Genomic DNA, 18,299 nt, shown 5'->3' on the forward strand with positions numbered 1-18,299 from the left:
ACAATTATGAAATGGAATAGATAAAATAAAAGGAGCGTGATATGTAAAATGAAGATAATAAAACAATGGGTTCAAGAAGATAGTAATTACATACGAGAAAAAGTAATTGAATATAATCAAAAGCATCTTTCAAATGAAGAGAAAGCTCCTTCAGAAAAGGTTAGTTTTATAGTGAAAAATGAAAAAGAGGAAATAGTAGGAGGGATAACAGCTATAACATTTTGGCACCATGTACATGTTGATTTCCTATGGGTTTCTGAAGAATGCAGACACGAAGGATACGGAAGTAAATTAATAAAACTTATCGAAGAATTTGCAATTGAAAAAGGATGTAGGCTAATCAACTTAGATACGTTTAGCTTTCAAGCTCCGGATTTTTATAAAAAACATGGATTTAAAGTAATTGGAGTGAGTGAAGATCATCCAAAAGGACATAATCATTATTATTTAGAGAAAAGGTTATAAAGTGTATGGAATTAATTAATCTCAATATATAAAATTTAATGAATTGAAAAGAACGTATTTTGAATCATCTATATCAAAATACGTTCTTTTTAATTTGTATGTATCTGGTAAAATGAAATAGAGACAGAAAATTCTTATTAATAAAGGGGTAAATATGAAAAAGGTTAATGTTACATACGCGCTTTTGTACGATAAAACGAACGAAAAAATCTTAATGGTAAAAAACAAAGGGAAAAATGGATCTTATTACACATTACCAGGTGGCGCAGTTAAATTTGGGGAAACGTTAGAAGAGGCAGTTATTCGGGAAGTAAAAGAAGAAACAGGGCTACATATAACTGTAAAGGGGATTTGTTCCATAAGCGAAGCCTTTTTCGAGGAGAGAGGCCATCATGCCATTTTCTTTAATTTTTTAGGTGAAATAATCGGCGGAGAGACATATATATCCCGTCCAAAAGAAATCGAAGAGATTACTTGGATGGAATTACATATAGCAGCACCGTATTTACGTATACCTGAACAGTTACTAGATTTTTTACAAAGGAAAGAAACAGTACCTTACTTTTTTAACGGAACAATCGTTCATCAATCTTTATAAATAAATTATTTCATTTAAGGCGGGGAAAAAATGGAGTTTATCGTTAATCACAAACATATCACTCAAGCACTTTCAGAAGTAAGTAAAGCTATATCTACAAAAGTTTTAATTCCTATATTATCTGGTATCAAAATAACAGCCGATCAATCTGGAATTACTTTAATCGCAAGTAACTCGAATGTTTTTATTAAAAAATTTATACCTAATTCAATCGAAGACGAACAAATTGCAACTATATTACAAGCAGGAACTATTGTTGTACCTGCAAAATATTTCATTGAAATAATAAAGAAAATGCCAAGTGATATAGTAATAAAAAGTAAGAATGAACAAATCATTACGATACAATCAGAAGAAATCACATTAAACTTAAATGGACTTCCAGCAAATGAGTTTCCGAATGTACCACTTATAGAGGATCATGCAGAAATACAAGTAGAAACAGAACAATTGATTGAAGTGTTTAAACAAACTGTCTTTGCAGTAGCTAAAAACGAATCCAGACCTGTTCTCACCGGGGTACATATAGAGTTAGATCATAATAAGTTAGTTTGCGCTGCTACTGACTCGCATAGACTAGCTATACGTGAAACGCTAATTTCTTCAGATGCGAAAGCAAATTGTATCGTACCAAGCGCAACCATTAGTGAACTTCTAAAATTAATGAACAGTCATACGGAATTCGTATACATATACCTTTCAGACAGTCACGTTATTTTTACATTCGGAACAACTACGTTATATTCAAGACTCATTGAAGGGAAATATCCTAATATATCTAATCTCATTCCAAATGAATTTCAAACGGTTATTAACGTAGAAAGAAAAAAGATTTTACAAGGTGTAGATCGATCGAGCTTATTAGCAAGTGAATGGGCAAATAACAACGTCAACTTAGAAATCATCAATGAATCCACAATTAAAATTTCTTCTAACGCTTCTCAGATTGGTAAAATAGCTGAAACACAACAAGTAGATGCGATTCAAGGTGAAAAACAATTAAATATATCTTTCGACGGACGATTTATGGTAGATGCTTTAAGGGCAATAACAGAAGAAATGGTTACTTTAAGTTTTGGTGGTTCAATGAGACCGATATTAATCGAAGCAGGAGAGCAATCTGCCGCAGTACATCTTATATCGCCAGTAAGAGCTTATTAGGAACAAAGGAAGGACTTACATTATGCACAAGCACACTTTATGCTTTATAAAAAGAAATGAAGAAATACTGATGCTAAATAGAGAATATGACCCTGTAAAAGGATTATGGAACGGGGTAGGAGGGAAGATAGAACCGGGAGAAACACCTTTAGCAAGTGCAATTCGTGAAATAAAAGAAGAGACTGATATAGATGTTAAGCAAAATCAAATTCAATTTAAAGGAATTGTTAAGTGGGAAGACTCTTCATACTCTGGTGGTATGTATGTTTATGTGGTAGAACTACAAAATGAAGTTACATATGATACACCTAAAAAAGTATCCTAATTACAAAAAGAGCGAATCCCTTATAAAAAGGTTCGCTCTTTTTTACATATACAATTAAACTTCGCGCCACCAAGCTGATGAAAGATAGTTTGTAGATTTTAATGTAATTGATTCACCAATTTGTGGCGTTGCAACTGTAACTCCTAAACGTTTTGCTTCTTTCGTAACGCGTTCAATTGGATCGCTCCATTCATGCAACGCTAATGTAAAAGCACCCCAATGAATCGGAAGTAGTAATTCTCCTTTAACGTCAATATGAGCTTGTACCGTCTCTTCAGGCAACATATGAATAGCAGACCAACGTGTATCATATTGCCCGCATTCCATTAAAGTAAGATCAAATGGACCGTATTTATCACCAATTTCTTTAAAGTGAGGAGCATATCCGCTATCACCACTAAAGAAGACTTTAGTTTCTTGACCAAGAATAAGCCATGAACACCATAACGAACGATCTCTATCTGTCATACTTCGTCCAGAGAAATGTCTTGCAGGAGCGCATACTAACTTAATAGTATCAAACGTAATTTCATCCCACCATTTATGCTCACTAATCTTACTAGGTGAAACACCCCATTTAATAAGATATTGTGCAACTCCCGTCGGAACGTAAAAATGCTTCGTACGATCTTTTAACTCCATAATACTTTTATAATTTAAGTGGTCATAGTGATTATGTGAAATGATAATCGCATCAATTTCTTGAAGGTCTTCACGTTCTAAAGAAAACACACCACTATACCGCTTACTATTAAAAATAGGAAATGGGGAAGATGCATCACCAAGCATAGGATCTAATAACAGCTTTTTACCTTCTACTTTTAAAAGAGACGCAGAATGGCCAAACCATGTAACACTCTCTAAAGATTCATCGTCTTTATTTGATAAAACGATAGGTAAATCCTTTATAGGACGCAGCTTTGATTTCATTTTAAAATAATCCGTCATTAAACCTATAATATCTTTCGGTTTAAAACTCATATCAGTATGAATTTGATTTGTATATTTCTTATTCATTGGTTCTCCTTTTTACGTTTAACAATATACGTATGTTGTTATTGTAGCTATTTGTATTTTAAACTATATCATTTTACCTTTCATCTTACATGCAGTACATTTCATAAATTCGTCAAATTTATTATTCGTATATATAAAATAGAATTTATTCAGCAGCAGATAAAACTAATATGAAGTAAATGTAAATTATTTTAATTTAGTAAAATTCCTCTTATAAGAATCCTAGAACATATGTTCCGTTGTATGTTATAGAAGAGAATATGTCTCTAATGAACAATAGGAAGGAGAGGATGTAGATGCAAATAGAGAGAAAAAAGAAGTCAAAATGTAAACTATCAAAATCTGAAATCATCCAGCTGTATGCAGAAGGGAAGAGTACCTAAGAAATTGCTATGCTTGCTAATGTGTCTGCAAGGTATATTCGTATGGTTCTAACAGACAACAACGTTCCAAGGCGCGCTATAGGGAGCTGGAAGAGAAAGTATGACATAAAAGAAGATTATTTTAAAACTTGTTCAAATAATATGGCTTATATTTTAGGGTTTATAGTAGCTGACAGCGTTATACAAAAAGAAAATCAATGTGTCAGCATATCACAAAAAGAAAGTTACATTTTAGAAGATATAAAAAAGAACTACACACAAATCAGCTGCTATACCAAAATAAAAAAACAGGTGTATACATGCTAAATATTAATAGCAAAAAAATAAAAGACGACATTATGAACATACACGGAATTATGCCATGTAAATCATTTAACATTGAATTTCCTTTCGTACCAGAAGAATTTTTACATCATTTTGTTCGTGGGTATTTTGATGGAGATGGTTACGTCAATTATGAAACTTATACAGTTAGCTTTGTAGGTGGATCATATAGCTTTATGAATTCTTTAAATCAGGTACTACAAAATCACAATTTACTAGCCGATTTACTAAATCAAAATAAACATTATCGTGTCATATTAACCGGGAGAAAATCAATACAACTATTTTCAAATTGGATTTATAAAGACAAAGATATTTATTTGCATAGAAAATATGAAAAATTTCGAAAAGAAAGTCTAAGTCTAGATCAATTACAAGATCGAAAACTAAAACAAACTCAAACTGCCGTTAAACAAAGAAAACAAAATTTCCTTAATGAATATATGAAAAATAAATGTAATGCTACAGCTTGCTCTAATTTAAAAATAAGCGAATCAACTTTTAAGCGTTGGTTAAAAAATGATAATCAATTTAAAAAAGACTATGAAAGAATTCATTCACTATAAAAATACAAATAACCTTAGTATATCTATGCTAAGGTTTTTAATTTGAGATTATTAGAGGATACTTATTTTCGTTTATAGAACTTAATAAATACATAGATTTTACAATGAATTTACTAGTAAGGGAGGGAATATGAAATGCCCACTAATAATAGTCCGGAGAATATATTACATACATCTTATGAAACTAAAATGATTTCATCTTGGTTTTGAGTCATATGCTATAAAAATGATGCTAAATTGGACAAATGATGAATTTGAAAAGCGCGTTAATTCATTAGAAGTAGAGGGGCTATTGAAACAAACAGGAGGGAGGTACTATCCAACGTGTATGGTGATAACAACTTGTGAAGGAAAAAAACTTTATAATCTTTTTGAACCTCTAATTAAACCAACACTTAAGATCATTGAAAATCATTCAAATCAAATTGAATTTATTTCAAAAAGAATCGACACGTTTAATCATTTATCTAAAGAATCGTATAGTCTTTTACTGTATAGTGGTGTGTTATTAGATTTTGGACAAATAAATTACATTGAAGAAAACTATTAAAAAAAGAAACGACCTTTAAGAAATAAGAAAAGATATTATTATGCTATTCAAGAACAAGAACTAGCAGATATAGAGGCTTTCGGGATGTATAGTAATGCGTATTTAGATTTAGGAGAAGTTCAAATTGGTCTTTATGGAAATTCTCGATATTCAACATTAAATTTAATAACAGCAAATAACGAAATATTTGAAGAATATTTTCAAAACACTAATACTGATATTAATTATAAGAAAAAGCAATTTGTAAAAGGTTTCGTAGCAGCAGATAGACAAATAAATTTAAATTTAAATGTAGTTCATGAAAAATTAGGCTTATATCAAAATTCACAACCTATTATCCCGGTGTTTAAAAGAAAAGACTTATCTACGCTTAACGAAATTGCAAACACAATCAGTGAAGATTTAGTCTCATTATTTAAAGAATACGATAAACCTTTAAAACAATACTTTGCCAGCAGCAGATACTCAAATGAAATAACTTATGAAGAGTTTTTTATCTGGTGGTATCACTTTTTCTATACAAAAGTAACTGAAGAATTAATAAAACAAGGTGTAATTATAACAAGCGCACAAGAAAATCAAACGTACATGATCCATTAATAACTTTAAATTAAAGTACTAATATACTTTTACATATGTAGCAGCTGAATGGATAAATAATTATTAGTAAATAGGGGATAATCTGAAATTAAAATCTAATATAAAGAAAATAAGATATTCAAAGGGGAGAAGAGCCATGCAAAAGAAATTTATCAATCCAGAAACGATGCCACCAACTTTTGGATACTCACATGTAGTCGAAGTTACTAACGTTAAACGAACAATTTACATATCTGGACAAGTAGCGATTAACACTGATGGTCAAATAGTCGGCATTGGTGATTTAGCTACACAAACACGACAAGTTTTCGAAAATATTAAATGTGCATTAAAAACTTCAAATTTAAACTTTAATGATGTAGTAAAATTAACATTTTTCTTAACAGATATTTCTCAAATGGCCATTGTTAGAGATATTCGAGATCAATACATTGATACTAAGAATCCACCAGCAAGTTCTGCTGTGGAAGTTAGAAAATTAATTAACGAGAACTTATTAATTGAAATTGAAGCAATTGCTGTAGCAAACTAAATTTAAAAGCTTATTCGGAATTAATATCAATACAATTCGTTTAATGTGTTTATTTCAAACGAATTGTATTTTTTATTGTCATAAATATAATTACCACACAATCCGTCACACAGTATTAATTCAAAGAGAAAGGGGAAGCATAACGACTAATACTAACATATAATAAATTTATTACTTTTAATTAGTTAACATAATATATATTATAGGCAGTTATAGAAACAAAGTGATATCAGGTATCAAAAACCAAGTAAACTATACTTAATGAGACGAAACAGAGATTTTCAGTGAGATTCACATAAAATCGTATCTAAACGCATTTTTGCAGTTTTTATTGTTTATGTTGCTATAAATCCATCACAGCAAATCCTAATCAATAATTGCTTAAGATTTAACGAATCCAAATCATTTTTAATCGACAAGAAATTTTTCTGCATAAAAATTATTTCTATACAAAATATAAATTAATAATTTTATTTTATGTTTTACTTATTCAATTTATTGCTATTTACACACGTTTTACAGCTTTACTTTATTTGTTGTTATTTCTATCATTTACGCTTGACTTTTAATGCGCTTATTGTTCTATACGCTAGTTAACATAACGTTTATTTGTAACATAAAAAAATCTTCCTCACCTTCAGGAAGATTTTTTAACTTGCTATTAGATTATATATATCTTTTTAGTAGCAATCCCAATTGTAAATAACATTGGAAAAATCTAGATTTAACAAATCATCTTTCTTTATAAAGAAATTAGCAACACCAGAATCTCCCCACATAATATGTAATGAGTCGTCTGTATCGATTTGCAGCAATAATATATCATGTTGCTGGTATTTCTCTTCCCATTCTCTTGGATCTGTCTGTGTAAAAAATGGATAACCGCCGATTTTATGTCCTTGTTCTTCGCATAAATCATCATACAGTTCGCCTAATTCTGTATTATTTTCTTCATCAACGATTTGTTCCCAATCAATGTTATCGTTAAAAATCATTTCAAATCGATAATCTCTAGATGTTACTGGTTGATAATTCAATTCAAACTTTAGTTTTGCTGCTTCAGGTATGATAAAATCCTCTGAATCTAAAGTGTTTAAATAACTGAAATCAGTAATAACCTTAGTTAAATCTTCTGTAATTGTAGAATGATACATAATTCGAAAGTCTTTTTGGTCAGTTGGATGATCAAAATCTGCTCCAAAAAGCTCATCATCAGCACTTACGAAAAACTGTAACATACCATTTTGAGGCATATATTCAATATGAGGCATTTCTTCAAAGTTTAATTGAGCAAGTAGCATCATCGGTTGCCCATTTGAGTCTTTAGGATGCTCTTGATCTATAGGTAAATACGGATGACCACCAAACTTACTCTCAAAAAGAGTTGTCTCTGCTAATGTTCCAGAAACTTTAACATACGGTTTCACACTTTCTTCTAAAATACTACGATACTGTTCTAGTTCTTTCGGAATTTGAAGTTGATACGTATTCTTCATCACATTTGCCTCCCTTTAATAATGAATTGAAAATGCCTTACTTAATTATATAGTAAGAGATAGCTTCATTGAAAATTGTTAAAAGTCCGTTTTCATCCTCGTTTTTTGCGCACTTGGTGGACAAAGTAGATTATGTTCTAAAACCTTTTTATTAATAGTTCGAATTAAATCCGCTGCTTCTGCAGTATTTGTAGTTTCTTTTAGCCTTTCTTTTAAATCATCAATTTCCTTTGAAAGCTCAATCCACCTAGGTAAAACATGATTATTTTTCAAAGTTCTATACAGTTGTTTTTCAGGATTATACGAAAGATCTTTATCTAGATTTAGAGGTTTCCCTTTACCTGGAAAATTATCAAAAGACCCTTTCTTTTCTGCTTCTTTAACGATAGAAGTAATATGATCCTCATACGTATAGGACCAAACTTTCTCATCTTTTACTAAAATCTCTTGCTTTTTTAGTTTTTTATCTAGTTCTTCTTGATTCATAAAATCTCTCCCCTTTATATTTTATAGTAGCGTTTTTGTAGGTTTTAATGCTTTCAATCCATCAAATAACTTTTCTCCCCACCAAACACCGTCATGACCGCCTTGAAACTCTTCATAAGTAATTTGGGTATCCTTTTTCTTTTAAAGTTTTATACAGGCGTCTATTAGCCGTTAAAAGAGGTTTGTTTTCAAGTTCTCCTGCTGCTATGTAAAAATGAGGTTGACTCGTATTGAAATCTATAGATGAAATTTGATTTTCAGTCCAAGGAATTTGATTTTCATAACCATCCTTTTTCCAATGCACGGATCCAGACATTGACAACACGTTTCCGAAAACATGTGGATTTTGAAGCGCTGCATAAAAAGCTGCTAAGCCACCAAGACTGAAACCGGCAATTGTTGTATGTTTCGCGTCTTTATGCACACGATACGTAGCATGAATCCACGGTAGTAATTCCTCTGTTAAAAATATATTCATTTTATCGTTATAAGTTAGCTCTTCTAGCCGATCAACTGGTTCTATAGCAACAGCAATACAAGATGGGATTTCTTTTGTGTGAATTAAATAATTGAGTGTTCTTGCGATTGAAAGGTTATTAATGAATGAATTCCCATCAAATACAATGAGAAGTTCTTGAAGATGTGAAGTGTGAGAATAATCATGAGGCGTATAAATATGAATTTTACGTGTGTTATTTAAAATCGTACTATGAAAAGAATATGTTTCAATTTTTCCGGATGGATAATGTTTTGAAGGAAAACGACTGCTATACCGCACTTCCATCCCTATCCTTAACACTGATGCTTTATTAGCACCTTCTCCAAATGTATTTCCATTAAATCGGTCTAGTTGGTACTGTTCACTACGCTTTATCCAATCATTTTCGAAAAAATCGTTTACTGAAAAATAATAAGTTGAAATAAAACTCTTATCCGTCCTAAACGTTTGATACCATATATCTGTCTGTAACAACCTTTTTAATTGATTTACAGACAGATCCCAACCAGGAAAACTTCCGAATACATAAACATTTTCAGTTTTTTGGTCTCCTAACCATATATACGTTATAAGCTTATATTGATTATCTACAGGACATTGTTCTATTAGTGGCGTATTATTTGACTTTATTTCATGAAAATAAGTATAAAAAGCTTTCTCGTTTCCATTTTTTAATTGATTATTCAGTTCCTCTAACTTAGGACTAATTATTGAAGTCACCCCCACTTCCTCCTTCGTTGTAGTTCTTTCTTTTTATTAGGAAAGTTTATCAATTGCCTGAACAGAAAGTTCCAACGCTTTTATTCTTCTTGTTAAAAGAGTTCTTTGTGGACTACCTACTTTAGACTTATCATAAGCCCTCTCTATTGATGGAAGCAAACCAGCAAGGACATTACGAGCTTCTGCTAACTCTTCTTGACTATACTGGTGGCTTTCTTGATTCCACACGTTTTCTAGCACTGCTAACCCTACACAAACAGCATTAAGTCGTTTTTTCACTAATGTAGTATTTGCATCTTTTTGAGTCATTTGTGACAGTGCATTTTCAAGTTTACGAATTGTCGATTGTAAAGATTTTATTGATTCCGATTTATCTAGATTTGATACGTTTTCCATTTTACTGTTGTTCCTCCTGGCTTAACTTATTTAATACTGGATATAATAAGTACTTAATTTCACTCGAAATATTACTAACTATATTCGAGGTGGATAATGGATTAAAGGAAAACGGTATCTAAGCGCCTCTCCCTCCCTTACATCATTCTATATGTACTTCTTTCTTCGTATTAGAATCCCTATATAAACAAGGTATTAAAATTGTATTTTTTATGAAAAAAAAACGCACTAGCAGCATAACTTGTACGTTTTAATTTTTATTCAGTAAGATAATATAGTAATAGTTTTCGCGCTTTCTCATAATTCATGAAATCTCTATACAAAACGGGATACTTCACAATTTCTGTTTCTATAGAACGATATTGCGGAAACCATTCGAAAAATGATTTTCTCAGCCACTTTATTTGCTCAAACGAAATCTCCTTTTCGTTTTCATTAAGTACGTAACTCAAAGTCCCTGCTGTATGCATCCAATAATAATTTAAATCAGCGCTTATACAATCATCTTCTGTGAACATATTTTTATAATCTTTCCGTATTTTTTGAATGTCACAATTCAGAAATGGTTTATATAGAGGACTATGCATTTTTTGCAATTCATTAAACATAACTTGTTTTCCTAACTTCAAATACTCACCCCTTTATTTCTCCATCCAATTCAATAAGTTTTCATAGTGATATTGAGCATCGATATACCCAAGATTATATAGATTAACAAGCTTTTCCTTATTTCTTTCTATTCCGCTTATAGGAAGTTGTACGCTAGGCTGAATAACATAAAAATTATCTTTTTGTTCTTTTTGATTCATATAAGATATCGTCTCATTATAAAAACGATAATGCTCTACTAAAGTCTCTGCGATTTCCGGATATTTTCTATATAAAATTTTAGCCAGGCCAGAAAATTTATTTCGCTGCTTCTCATATCCTTCTGGTTTTGTCATAATTACAACGTTCTTTTCATAACCATCAGTTTGAGCTTTTAAAACCGGTATAGGATCTATAATTCCTCCATCTAGCAATTTTCGATTATCATATTCTACAGCAGGTGCTATAAAAGGCACTGAGCTAGATGCACGAATGATTTTTAAAATATCATTTCCGTGTTCTGCTTTATTATAATAAATAGCTTGTCCTGATTCGCAGTCAGTCGTTCCTATAACAAACTGTTCATTTGAGTTTAAGAAAGTTTGAAAATCAAATGGTACAATTTTATTAGGTACTTCATCAAATAAAAAATCCATTCCGAATAATTCACGGTTTCGAATCAAATTTCGATAAGATATATATCTGTGATCTGCTACTAGCTCTGTATTTACTTTCTTATTCCTTCCTTTTTGACGTGATAAATAAGTTGCTCCCATACACGCTCCAGCAGATACACCGACTACATACGGAAAGAATAAGTTTTGTTCCATGAAATATTCGAGTACTCCTGCAGTATATAAACCTTTCATTCCTCCGCCCTCTAATACTAAACCAATATTCTTCATGCTATATCCCTCTAATCCTTTTTTCTTACTTACATATTAGCACAAGATTTTAAGATGAGGTTATATAATCGAATTGCAACAATAACCAGAAACTACTAAAGTAATGTCATAATTTCTTAGTAAGTAGCATGGTACAATATAAGTAACACATCCCACACATATTAAAGGAGGAATTTCATATGGGCTTATTTAGCGGTATTTTAGGAAATGCATCGAATGCGAGTACAGAAAGTGTAGAACGTGATTTAGAGAAGATTATGCTAGACGATGAGAAAGTTGAGCATGCTTATAAATTAATTCGCGATTTAATCGTATTTACAAATCGTCGTCTTATTTTAGTAGATAAACAAGGAATATCAGGTAAAAAAACAGAGTATCATTCTATTCCTTATAAAAGTATTACACAATTTAGCATTGAAACAGCTGGGCATTTTGATTTAGATGCAGAGCTTAAAATTTGGGTGTCTAGTATGGATGATCCAATTGCAAAAGAATTTAAAGGTGACGATAGTATTTTAAGCATTCAAAAAGCGTTAGTAACATATACGACAAAATAGTTATTTTGTATTTTTATTCATTTATGAAATTACTAACCCGAATATTTTGGAAGTATATACAATATTTTTGTATATTTAATCTCTATTGACATAAAAAGGTAAAGCGTACTTCTAATGCTTTACCTTTCTTTTTTGTAATAAATAAGTGTAGCTTTATCATTTAATTTCTTTATAACTTCTGTTCTTTTATAACCTATCTTTTCATATAAAAAACAATTTCTCTCTTCTTCTAAAATAGTAGCAAGTTCCCAACTCATCGCTTCAGGAAACATCTCCTCAATTAATAATAATACTTTTTGAGCAATTCCGTTTCCTTGAAACTCTGGATGTATGAACATAGGACTTATCCAAAATTGATTTGTTTTTTCTTTATGATATATACATATTGCCCCAACAAACTGACCATCTACTATAATTTTATAAAATCCACCATTTGGGTATTTTATTCTTGTCATCGTTCGTTGAATCGTCTCATTTGCTGGACTCGTCTCATAGTCTTGATACTTCTCTAATAACGGATAAAATGTTGTAATTTGCATTGTAAATATGTCCAGTGCATCTTTCTCATTTGCTCGTTTTAGTATAATATTCATCTTACCAATCTAGACGCTTTCTTAATGAAGTAATATGAGCTGTATGATGACGACCGTGCCATGCGTATAGTCCAATTGCAACAGCCAGTTTTGTTTCACCAGATTCAGGATGATTAAATGTCTTTTCTAAATCAGTAGGTTCTAATGAATATAAAAGGTTAACCCATCTTTTATGTAATGAATCTAGCATTACTAGTGAAACATCTACAGGTAGTTTCGAATCTGGTAATTCTGCCCATTTTTCTTCTTTATACGGTTTAATAGTTGGATTCTTTTCTGTTAGTGCTAATTTAAAGCGTATGTAACTATTCATATGGCTATCAACAACGTGATGAACAACTTGACGAACTGTCCATCCACCAACGCGATACGGTGTGTCTAACTGCTTCTGATCTAAATCTTTAATTGCCTTTGCTAAATCAGTAGGTACATCCTCAATTTCTTGAATCCATTTATCAATCATTTCCTCAGTAATAGGACGCTTGTATGTAAATTGGCCAATTGGATATCGTAAATCATTCATGAATAAGTCCCCCCTATTATTTTGAACACGAAGTAGTTCTGCAAATATAATGTACAAAATTTACACGTTCTCCGTTTAAGTCTACAGAAGTTGTATCTGCTTCATTTTTAAGAGAAAATCCGCTTTTTTCTAGTACAATTTGTGATGCAAGATTATTAGTCGTTGTTTTAGCATGAACCTCATTAATTTCATTATTTTTCGCTACATCTAAAATTAATTTTACAGCTGCTGTTGCAACTCCTTTTTTAGTGAATTTTTCTCCGACTCGATAACCTAACGAACTGATTCGAGTTTCGGTATCTATATTTACTAAGTTAATTCGTCCTACAATTTCTTTTTCTTCATTACGAATTAAATAAAAATAAGAACTTCCATCTGCCTGTTCTATTAATAAATCGTCTAATAGTTTTTGAAAATATTCAAAATCGAAATATTGCGAACCACGATTTGGTACCATCGTTTCAAAAAAAGATTTATTCGTAAGTTCAAATGTAAATAAATCCGCAGCATCTTGTTTTTTTAGTTGCTCTATGTATATTTCCATCCCGTATTCTCCTTCTTGATTTACTAACTGTTATACATTCTTTTTTAATCAATTATATTCCTGCTATTTCTTTCGATTAAGTAATACAGCTAGTAGCACTTTCGGATGAAAAAGGTGAAATGGACTACGAATCAAATTCATCACTCGTACTAACCGAATATAAACATCAGAATCACTTGCGGAAAGTCGATATATTTGTTTCGTATACCATAGCTGAAATTTTTGTTTCGTAGTTAATTCTCTCTTTAGCTGCGGGTGACGTGATATTTCCGTTGTTGTCATATCCCAAGGGATTTCTATTATGTCAGCTGTCTTTTTATAAAATTGTTGTGTAAATGTTTTATCGAGCTGTTTTCTACTTTGCAGAAGTAATTGCAATTGGTGAGCTTCCATAGCAGCAACTGAAACACCTTGACCGAAAACAGGATCAAAACGACATTGTGCATCTCCAACTACTAACAACCCTTCTGGTACATTGTTAACTAAATCAAATCGTCGGCGTACTTGATAGGGAATTTTGTATGTCTTTATATCAGTAATTCCCTCAGCCTTGTTTAGGAAGTCTGTAACATTAGAAATTGATAGGTTTTCAGCAAAATCATAAAACTCATCATCTGTTTGTGGTGCTTTCTCATTTGCGTATCCACTGAAAGTAACAAAATAACGATTATCTTCAATCGTTTGAATAAGAACGCCATAAGGGTTTTCAGGGAAACTCGGAGACATTAGCATATTACAACAGTCTAACTCCTCATTTTCTTTAAGTTGGAACATTTTTGTTGCGTAAAATAAATCGATACGAACTTTCTCTTCTTGTACTTCAATTTCGTATTCTCGTAGCCACTCCATACTTTTTGAGCCAAATCCACTTGCATCAATTACAATATCTGCATGAACTTCTTCTTGCATGCCTGTCTCTAAATATTTAACTTTTACTCCACACACTTTGTTAAGCTTCCCATCTACTAATAACCCATTAACCAATGTTTTATATGTAATAGTAATATTTGAAATTTGATCAATTCGTTTTTGAATATGCCATTCTAATAAAGGACGACTTTGTTGAATCATATGAACTTCCCCTATGAATGGTTGTTTCCATAGACCAAATTGATGCCATTTCAAATCACGCGTAAAGTTATTTATAATACTGCCCGCTTTTATTAATTCATTCGTAATAGTAGGAAACAATTCTTCAATTGCTTTTTCTCCACCTTTTAATAACACGTGAGGATGATCGCTTTGTGGAACTCTTTTTCTTGAAGCTTTTCCATCCCATTTGTCACCGACTTCTAAAATGATTACTTCTTTAAAAGAAGTTGATAATGCCTTTGCTGCAAACTTTCCTGCCATACTTCCACCAATAACAATAGCCTTATTAAACATATTCTCCCCCTTAATAAAAAGAGATCCTGTCGTGTATAAATGAAACAGGACCTTAATTACATTGCTTCTTTATCATTATAATTAAAATACATGAGTAAATTGCAACGTTAAAATTAAAATACCTAATCCCCATACGTAATACGCGAATACTTTTAAGGAATGACGTTTTAAATATTGAATCATCCATGAAACTGCTATGTAACCAAAGAAAGCTGCTGATAACGTTCCGACAATTAATGATGTACTAGAAATAGATTCTGCTTTCCCTTGAAAAACATCTATAAATTGCAAGATGATTGCCCCGACTATTGCTGGCGTAGATAATAAAAAAGAAAAGTATGCTGCTGTTTCACGGTCTAGTTTTCTCCATAAAGCAGCGACAATCGTCATTCCAGAGCGAGAAATTGCCGGGAAAATAGCAGCCGCTTGAAATGAACCAATGATAAATGCATCTTTATATGTAATGTCGTCCATTTTTTTACGACCATCCTTTTGTTTATCGGCCATATATAGAAAGAAACCTGTCACTAAAAACTCCCAACCGATGGTAATGCCTGTTTTTGAAATATCTTCAAAGAAGTCTTTAAATAATAAACCGATTACAACCGCAGGTATCGTCCCAACGATAAGTAATAACATAAGCTTTGAAAATGGATTTTTCATTAAATATATAAATTCTTTTTTGTAATAAATAAACACCGCAAGCAAAGTCCCAATATGCAGCATCGTATCTAAAAACAATCCCGCTTCATCTAATTGAAACAAATGCCGTCCTAAATAAAGGTGCCCTGTACTACTAATCGGTAAAAACTCTGTTAATCCTTGAATTATACCTAAAATAAATGCTTCTAACCAATTCATGATGGTCTCCTTTCTCGTTTGCTTGTACCAATATATGAAGGTTAAATTTTCGATATGAAAAAAACTATATTTCTCTATGAATTTACTTTTAAATTATGGATATATATGTAAAGAGAGTCGAGGTGGGTTAATATGTGGAGGCATACAAAATTCGGCAATGTATTACTTTGGGAGGGTCCTATCCTTGTGTTTTTAGGATTATGTATGACTAATGTTATTTCAGACATTCCTTTCTTTGAAGGAAAACATAAAACGCTCGGAATAATAATTTTATTTATAGGGGTTTTCTGTTTAATTGCTGCTAATTATTTTAAAAAAGGAGAAAGAAATGAAAAATAAAGCTAAATAAAAAAACAATCCCAGTATAAATGCTAGGATTGTTTTTCGTTTATGTTGCTTATTTATAGAATACTTTATCAACGTTATATTTTGCTTTGTATTCATTAATGATATATGTTTCGTAAATTTCTCTTTCTGTTGGATCTTCTACGATACATGCATCAATACGGTATACTTCGTCACGATGATTTTTAATTGGTGAAACATTGTCTTCAAAGTGTTTTTTAATACGTTGTCTAATTTTACGAGCTTTACCTACGAAAAGCAGTTCGTCATTAATATTGTAAAACATAAAAATGCCGCCTTTATCTCTAGGGAACAAGTGGAAATCGATAAAACCATTAATTGGAGTAATGATTGCCTCGTCTCCTTTAATAACTTGTTTACGTTCAGTAATTGAAACATCAGCTTCAGGAATATTAATTTTAATCAAGTTCATTCACGTCCTCTTTTATTATAAAGATAAATAATAGCATACATACGTAAGAAAAGCTATGTCCAGAGGCATATTTCATTTTATAATTCAAATATTATAGGTGTATCATGTAAACTCTTCTTCCAAATCATGTGATCACTTGATTTTCCCCAATAATCCTTCAGTACATAACTAGGTTCTCCAAACTTCTTCGTCCATATACTTTGTGCTTTTTTGTATCCACTATCTAAACAGTATTCTGTTATTCCTCTGCTAAGTAATGTAAGATACATTGCATGTAATAGTAAACTCCCTATACCCTTTCTTTGATACTCAGGAAGTATAAATACAGTTCCTATTTCATACAAATCCTTAAGTACACCGCCTGTACAACTAGTAATCAATGTACTTGCTGGACCAATTTCAATTGTTCCAATCATTTTATCGTTATTTGTATCTATCGCTAATAAAAAGTAACGATTTTCTCCATTACTATCAAAATCATCTTTTAAATATTGCTTTTTCGAGTTAATTTCATTTTCTATGTCATCCAATAATTGTGATAATCCTTCATTTTTATATGTATCCGTAATAACTATACGGAAAAACAAGTGAAGTTCCTCTAAATCATCCAAATTCGGCCTTCTAATCGCAACGTTAGTCATGAATGAATTCTCCAATCTATGAAAATATACGAGAACAGCTTATATTGTAAATGTATTTTGGTGTTAAACAATAACTTTATCATGTGAATTGCTTCTTTTTGAATTTATATATCATCACAACATATATTCGTCTAAAACTATTATATGACATGATTAATACAATACTTTATATACTCTATTCAATATTATTCTACAAAAACCTGCATAGATCCAGCAGTAAAGAAAGCTCAGTACAAAGATTGATAAAATAATTTTTATGTCTAGAGTTGTATGAACAGTAGGGCCAAGTACTGGAAAACGGAAAATATCGAGAATGATCATAATACCTATAAGTAGACATATCGCAGAAAAGGAAACAACCCATATTCTCCTCCTTAATTTTGAAAAGGATACTCCTAACGCTATACCTAATAAGCCAGTAGTAAAAGGGAAAACAAATAGTTCGCTTGGTTGAATAATAAATAATAGAAAAATAGTTAGAACATAAGAAAGTATTCCCTCACGAATAGAATAACAAATAGCAAAGAAAATAGGTAACGTCGCAAATGGACTAATGAGTAATCCTATACCAGGAATTAAGTTCCCAGCTACTTGAAACATGGTGGCCAATGCGCTCATTAAAGCTGTCATTGCTAACTTATTTACAAGGGACAACTTTCTTTTATGAACAAAGCTCGCGTCATGCTCTATCATCAGTTGATACCAATAACGTACAAACCGATTCATCAAAATACCCCCTAAAGATACCTCATTCATCACTTTCTATATTATTCATACACTTTTTGTTTATGTGTTACTTTCTGCC

Annotated in this window: 20 protein-coding genes and 4 pseudogenes; 9 read left to right on the forward strand and 15 right to left on the reverse strand. The window is 31.4% G+C overall.

Annotated features, from left to right (window positions below):
- Window positions 1-48 precede the first annotated feature (48 nt).
- From JDS81_RS15105 to JDS81_RS15120, 4 genes and pseudogenes are all read left to right on the forward strand, one after another.
- Window positions 49-465: a GNAT family N-acetyltransferase gene (locus tag JDS81_RS15105; RefSeq protein ID WP_097952614.1), complete on the forward strand. Its 417-nt coding sequence runs from the start codon at window positions 49-51 to the stop codon at window positions 463-465.
- Between the two features lie 154 nt (window positions 466-619).
- Window positions 620-1,063: an NUDIX hydrolase gene (locus JDS81_RS15110; protein WP_000757632.1), complete on the forward strand. Its 444-nt coding sequence runs from the start codon at window positions 620-622 to the stop codon at window positions 1,061-1,063.
- A 30-nt stretch (window positions 1,064-1,093) separates the two neighbouring features.
- The gene (gene dnaN / locus JDS81_RS15115; RefSeq protein WP_000394464.1) at window positions 1,094-2,224 is read left to right on the forward strand and encodes a DNA polymerase III subunit beta; all 1,131 of its coding nucleotides are present in this window, start codon (window positions 1,094-1,096) and stop codon (window positions 2,222-2,224) included.
- A gap of 22 nt (window positions 2,225-2,246) precedes the next feature.
- A pseudogene (locus JDS81_RS15120) lies at window positions 2,247-2,546 on the forward strand (NUDIX hydrolase); the annotation flags it as partial.
- A gap of 57 nt (window positions 2,547-2,603) precedes the next feature.
- On the opposite strand, the gene JDS81_RS15125 reads toward JDS81_RS15120, so the two are convergent.
- Window positions 2,604-3,566: an MBL fold metallo-hydrolase gene (locus JDS81_RS15125; RefSeq protein ID WP_097952612.1), complete on the reverse strand. Its 963-nt coding sequence runs from the start codon at window positions 3,564-3,566 to the stop codon at window positions 2,604-2,606.
- Between the two features lie 386 nt (window positions 3,567-3,952).
- Between JDS81_RS15125 and JDS81_RS15130 the strand changes: the two are divergent.
- From JDS81_RS15130 to JDS81_RS15140, 3 genes and pseudogenes are all read left to right on the forward strand, one after another.
- Window positions 3,953-4,839, forward strand: a pseudogene (locus JDS81_RS15130) (LAGLIDADG family homing endonuclease).
- 135 nt (window positions 4,840-4,974) lie between these two features.
- Window positions 4,975-5,989: pseudogene (locus tag JDS81_RS15135) on the forward strand (hypothetical protein).
- Between the two features lie 136 nt (window positions 5,990-6,125).
- Window positions 6,126-6,521 (forward strand): RidA family protein, encoded by a 396-nt coding sequence (locus JDS81_RS15140; protein ID WP_097952610.1) that lies wholly within the window; start codon window positions 6,126-6,128, stop codon window positions 6,519-6,521.
- Between the two features lie 680 nt (window positions 6,522-7,201).
- Here JDS81_RS15140 and JDS81_RS15145 read toward each other — a convergent pair.
- From JDS81_RS15145 to JDS81_RS15170, 6 genes and pseudogenes are all read right to left on the reverse strand, one after another.
- Window positions 7,202-8,017 carry a YwqG family protein gene (locus tag JDS81_RS15145; RefSeq protein WP_097952608.1) on the reverse strand — a complete coding sequence of 272 codons (816 nt, stop codon included), beginning with the start codon at window positions 8,015-8,017 and terminating at the stop codon, window positions 7,202-7,204.
- A 78-nt stretch (window positions 8,018-8,095) separates the two neighbouring features.
- The gene (locus JDS81_RS15150; protein ID WP_097952606.1) at window positions 8,096-8,503 is read right to left on the reverse strand and encodes a DnaJ family domain-containing protein; all 408 of its coding nucleotides are present in this window, start codon (window positions 8,501-8,503) and stop codon (window positions 8,096-8,098) included.
- A gap of 21 nt (window positions 8,504-8,524) precedes the next feature.
- Window positions 8,525-9,722: pseudogene (locus JDS81_RS15155) on the reverse strand (alpha/beta hydrolase).
- 36 nt (window positions 9,723-9,758) lie between these two features.
- On the reverse strand, window positions 9,759-10,118 hold the full coding sequence (locus JDS81_RS15160) for a hypothetical protein (protein ID WP_000432670.1): 360 nt from the start codon (window positions 10,116-10,118) through the stop codon (window positions 9,759-9,761).
- Between the two features lie 257 nt (window positions 10,119-10,375).
- Window positions 10,376-10,747, reverse strand: a complete 372-nt coding sequence (locus tag JDS81_RS15165) for a YxiJ-like family protein (protein ID WP_097952602.1) — start codon at window positions 10,745-10,747, stop codon at window positions 10,376-10,378.
- A gap of 12 nt (window positions 10,748-10,759) precedes the next feature.
- Window positions 10,760-11,611 (reverse strand): patatin-like phospholipase family protein, encoded by an 852-nt coding sequence (locus JDS81_RS15170; RefSeq protein ID WP_097952600.1) that lies wholly within the window; start codon window positions 11,609-11,611, stop codon window positions 10,760-10,762.
- A gap of 179 nt (window positions 11,612-11,790) precedes the next feature.
- Here JDS81_RS15170 and JDS81_RS15175 point away from each other — a divergent pair, with 179 nt between their 5' ends.
- Complete coding sequence (locus JDS81_RS15175) at window positions 11,791-12,168, forward strand: PH domain-containing protein (protein WP_000522467.1); 378 nt, start codon at window positions 11,791-11,793, stop codon at window positions 12,166-12,168.
- A gap of 119 nt (window positions 12,169-12,287) precedes the next feature.
- On the opposite strand, the gene JDS81_RS15180 is transcribed toward JDS81_RS15175, so the two are convergent.
- From JDS81_RS15180 to JDS81_RS15200, 5 genes are all read right to left on the reverse strand, one after another.
- A complete protein-coding gene (locus tag JDS81_RS15180) occupies window positions 12,288-12,761 on the reverse strand; it encodes a GNAT family N-acetyltransferase (protein WP_097952598.1) in 474 nt (157 codons plus the stop codon).
- 1 nt (window position 12,762) lies between these two features.
- Window positions 12,763-13,284: a YfiT family bacillithiol transferase gene (locus JDS81_RS15185; RefSeq protein WP_000999060.1), complete on the reverse strand. Its 522-nt coding sequence runs from the start codon at window positions 13,282-13,284 to the stop codon at window positions 12,763-12,765.
- A 16-nt stretch (window positions 13,285-13,300) separates the two neighbouring features.
- Window positions 13,301-13,828, reverse strand: coding sequence for a GNAT family N-acetyltransferase (locus JDS81_RS15190; RefSeq protein ID WP_097952596.1), 528 nt, complete (start codon window positions 13,826-13,828; stop codon window positions 13,301-13,303).
- Between the two features lie 63 nt (window positions 13,829-13,891).
- Complete coding sequence (locus tag JDS81_RS15195; protein ID WP_000482067.1) at window positions 13,892-15,214, reverse strand: NAD(P)/FAD-dependent oxidoreductase; 1,323 nt, start codon at window positions 15,212-15,214, stop codon at window positions 13,892-13,894.
- 81 nt (window positions 15,215-15,295) lie between these two features.
- Window positions 15,296-16,075: an undecaprenyl-diphosphate phosphatase gene (locus tag JDS81_RS15200; protein ID WP_070173295.1), complete on the reverse strand. Its 780-nt coding sequence runs from the start codon at window positions 16,073-16,075 to the stop codon at window positions 15,296-15,298.
- A 132-nt stretch (window positions 16,076-16,207) separates the two neighbouring features.
- Here JDS81_RS15200 and JDS81_RS15205 point away from each other — a divergent pair, with 132 nt between their 5' ends.
- Window positions 16,208-16,414, forward strand: coding sequence for a hypothetical protein (locus tag JDS81_RS15205; protein WP_097952594.1), 207 nt, complete (start codon window positions 16,208-16,210; stop codon window positions 16,412-16,414).
- Between the two features lie 58 nt (window positions 16,415-16,472).
- Here the strand turns inward: JDS81_RS15205 and JDS81_RS15210 are convergent, their stop codons facing one another.
- From JDS81_RS15210 to JDS81_RS15220, 3 genes are all read right to left on the reverse strand, one after another.
- Entirely contained in the window at window positions 16,473-16,853 is a 381-nt protein-coding gene (locus JDS81_RS15210) for a nucleotide excision repair endonuclease (protein WP_001048938.1), read from the reverse strand.
- Window positions 16,854-16,930: 77 nt separating this feature from the next.
- Complete coding sequence (locus JDS81_RS15215) at window positions 16,931-17,494, reverse strand: GNAT family N-acetyltransferase (RefSeq protein ID WP_000185951.1); 564 nt, start codon at window positions 17,492-17,494, stop codon at window positions 16,931-16,933.
- A 153-nt stretch (window positions 17,495-17,647) separates the two neighbouring features.
- Window positions 17,648-18,220, reverse strand: a complete 573-nt coding sequence (locus JDS81_RS15220; protein ID WP_097952592.1) for a YybS family protein — start codon at window positions 18,218-18,220, stop codon at window positions 17,648-17,650.
- Window positions 18,221-18,299 lie beyond the last annotated feature (79 nt).

The sequence above is a fragment of the Bacillus cereus group sp. N31 genome (genome assembly GCF_016483245.1).
In the GTDB taxonomy this organism is placed as follows: Bacteria; Bacillota; Bacilli; order Bacillales; family Bacillaceae_G; genus Bacillus_A; species Bacillus_A toyonensis.